At 73.7% G+C, this 3,118-nt stretch carries 1 protein-coding gene; it reads right to left on the bottom strand.

The window, feature by feature from the left end:
• Positions 1-3,118 (bottom strand): type I polyketide synthase (locus PJ985_RS23020; RefSeq protein WP_271685824.1); only part of this gene is annotated, 3,118 nt, incomplete at both ends.

Here is a 3,118-nt window from a genome sequence, read left to right as displayed (position 1 = left end):
CGCGAGCTCCGCCACCAACTCCGCCACCCCCGGCGCGGCCGAACCCGACCTGCTCGTCAGCACCAACTGCCCCGCACCCCGCCCCGCAAGCCACCGAGCAGCATGCCCACCCAACGCCCCCGTACCACCAGTGATCAGCACCGGCCCCGACGGCCGCCACAACCGGCCGGCTGCCGGAGCGGACAGCGGGGCACGCACGAGGCGGCGTGCCAGCACGCGCCCGGTCCGGAGAGCGAGTTGGTCCTCCTTGCCGCCCAGGACGGCCGCGACCAGGGCCGCGGTGGGGGGATCAGCGTCCGCGGGCAGGTCGATGAGCCCTCCCCAGCGTTCCGGGTGCTCCAGGGCCGCCACCCGTCCCAAGCCCCACACCTGCGCCTGCCCGGGGTCGGTCACCGGATCGGCGTCACCGGTGGACACCGCCCCCCGCGTCAGACACCACAGGGGCGCCCCGAGACCGGCCTGCACGGTCCGCAGGACGATCTCCGCGTCTCCGGACAGCAGCAGCACGCCATCAGCCGGGCCGGCCGCGGCCAGTTCGGCCGGGACACACTCGGTGACGTCGGCACCCCCCGCGCGGAGTGCGTCGGCCACGGCAGGCTCGGCGTCGCCCGGCTCCGCGGCAAGGAGCCAGCGTCCCTTCACCGGGGGCACCTGCCGGACCGGTGCCCAGTCGACGCGGTACCGCCAGTCGTCGACGGCGGCCCGGAGCTGCCGGTCACGCCGCCATGCGGCCAGGGCGGGCAGCACGTCCGCCAGAGCGACGTCGTCGTCGAGGCCCAGCGTGCCGGTGAGGGTGCTGACGTCCCCCGACTCGACCGCCGTCCAGAACTCTGCGTCGGCCTGGTCTCCCACGGCCGCGGGGCGCCCGGTTCCGGCCCCGTACTCGAGCCAGTACCGGGTGTGGTCGAAGGCATAGGTCGGCAGGGCCACGCGAGGGCCGGTGCCGAGCATCCGCTGCCAGTCCACGGCTGCGCCCCGGGTATGCGCGGCGGCCAGCGCGGTCAGGAGTGTCGTGGGCTCGTCACGACCGGGCCGGAGTGCGGGGGCCACGACGACGCCCTCGTCGACACGGTCGCGCACCAGTGCGGTGAGCGCGCCGTCGGGGCCGAGCTCCACACACGCGGTGACGTCCCGGTTCCGCAAAGCTGTGACAGCGTCCGCGAAGCGGACAGGCTCACGGATGTGCCGTACCCAGTACCCGGGGGTGGCCGGGTCACCCGTCGCGGTGGGGATGAGGGGAATCGTCGGTTCCCGGTAAGTCAGACTTTCGGCGATCGTGGCGAACTCCTCCAGCACGGGGTCCATCCGGTGGGAGTGGAACGCGTGGGAGACGACGAGCCGCTTGACCTTCCGGCCCTCGGCCCGCCAGCGTTCCTCGCACACGGCGATCGCCGCCTCATCACCGGACACCGTCAGGGCGGACGGACTGTTCACCGCCGCCAGATCCACGCCCTCCGGCAGGGTGATCTCACCCTCCGCCGCCTCCACGGCGAGCATCGCCCCGCCCGCAGGCAGGGCCTGCATGAGCCGGCCCCGCGCCGATACCAGGGTGCACGCGTCGTCCAGCGAGAGCACGCCGCCGGCGTGCGCAGCCGCCAGCTCACCGACCGAGTGGCCGACCAGGACGTCCGGCCGGATACCCCACGACTCGAGGAGCCGGAACACCGCCACCTGCAGGGCGAACAGACCCGGCTGGGCGTACTCGGTGCGGGTCAGCGCATCGTCGTCGCCGAACACCACCTCGCGGAGCGGTCGGGCCACCTCGCGGTCGACCCGGGCGCAGACGGCGTCGAAGGCCTCGGCGAACGCCGGGAACGCCGTGTAGAGCTCCCGGCCCATGCCCGCACGCTGCGAGCCCTGGCCGGTGAACAGGAACGCGGTGCCGCCGGGGCCTGCGGCACCGGTCACGGAGCCCGGTCCGCCTTCGACGATCTCGCGCAGCCCTGCGAGCAGCGCGTCGCGGTTCGCGCCGACCACCGCGGCCCGGTGCGTGAGGTGCGCACGCGAGGCGACCAAGGAGCGGGCAATGTCGAGGGCCGTCGTCTCGGGGTTCGCCTCCGCGAAGGACAGCAGCCGCTCGGCCTGTCCGCGCAGCGCGGTCGCCGAACCCGCCGAGACCAGCCACGGGAGCGGGGTGGGTCCCTGCGGGGAAGCGGCAGGGCTTCCGGAAGGCACGGGCGGGGCCGGCGGAGCCTCCAACACGACATGGGCATTGGTGCCGCTGATACCGAAGGCCGAAACTCCCGCTCTGCGCGGCTGCCCGGTGTCCGGCCACGGCCGCGCCTCGGTCAGGAGTTCCACGGCGCCCGCCGACCAGTCGACCTGCGGGGTGGGCTCATCGACGTGCAGGGTCCGGGGCAGCACCCCGTGCCGCATCGCCTCGACCATCTTGATCACACCGGCCACACCCGCCGCGGACTGCGCGTGGCCGAGGTTGGACTTCAGTGAGCCGAGCCGCAGCGGCTCCTCCCGGTCCTGTCCGTAGACGGCGAGCAGCGCCTGCGCCTCGATCGGGTCACCCAGCTTCGTGCCCGTACCGTGCGCCTCCACCACGTCGACCTGGGCACCGGTGAGCCGGGCGGCGGCAAGGGCGTCGCGGATGACCCGCTGCTGCGAAGGGCCGTTCGGCGCGGTCAGGCCGTTGGAAGCGCCGTCCTGGTTCACCGCCGATCCACGCACCACCGCCAGCACCTCGTGCCCGCGGGCCACCGCGTCGGAGAGCCGTTCGACGAGCAGCATGCCGACGCCCTCGGACCAGCCGGTGCCGTCCGCGTCCGCCGAGAACGCTTTGCACCGCCCATCGGCCGAGAGGCCCTTCTGCCTGCTGAAGCCGGTGATGATGTCGGGGGTGCCCATGACGGTGACGCCACCCGCCAGCGCCAGGTCGCACTCACCGTTGCGCAGCGCCTGCACCGCCAGGTGCAGGGCCACCAGCGACGACGAGCACGCCGTGTCCACCGTCATGGCGGGACCCTCCAGCCCGAAGGTGTAGGCGATGCGGCCGGAGGCAACGCTGCCGGAGGCACCGGTGAGCGAATGCGCCTCCAGTTCTTCGGTCACGTCGATGCCCATGCCGTAGCCCGAGGACATCAGGCCCACGAACACCCCCGCCGGGCTG

The sequence above is a fragment of the Streptomyces sp. ACA25 genome, from assembly GCF_028200735.1.
In the GTDB taxonomy this organism is placed as follows: domain Bacteria; phylum Actinomycetota; class Actinomycetes; order Streptomycetales; family Streptomycetaceae; genus Streptomyces.
This window is presented reverse-complemented; position numbering and strand designations above follow the sequence as displayed.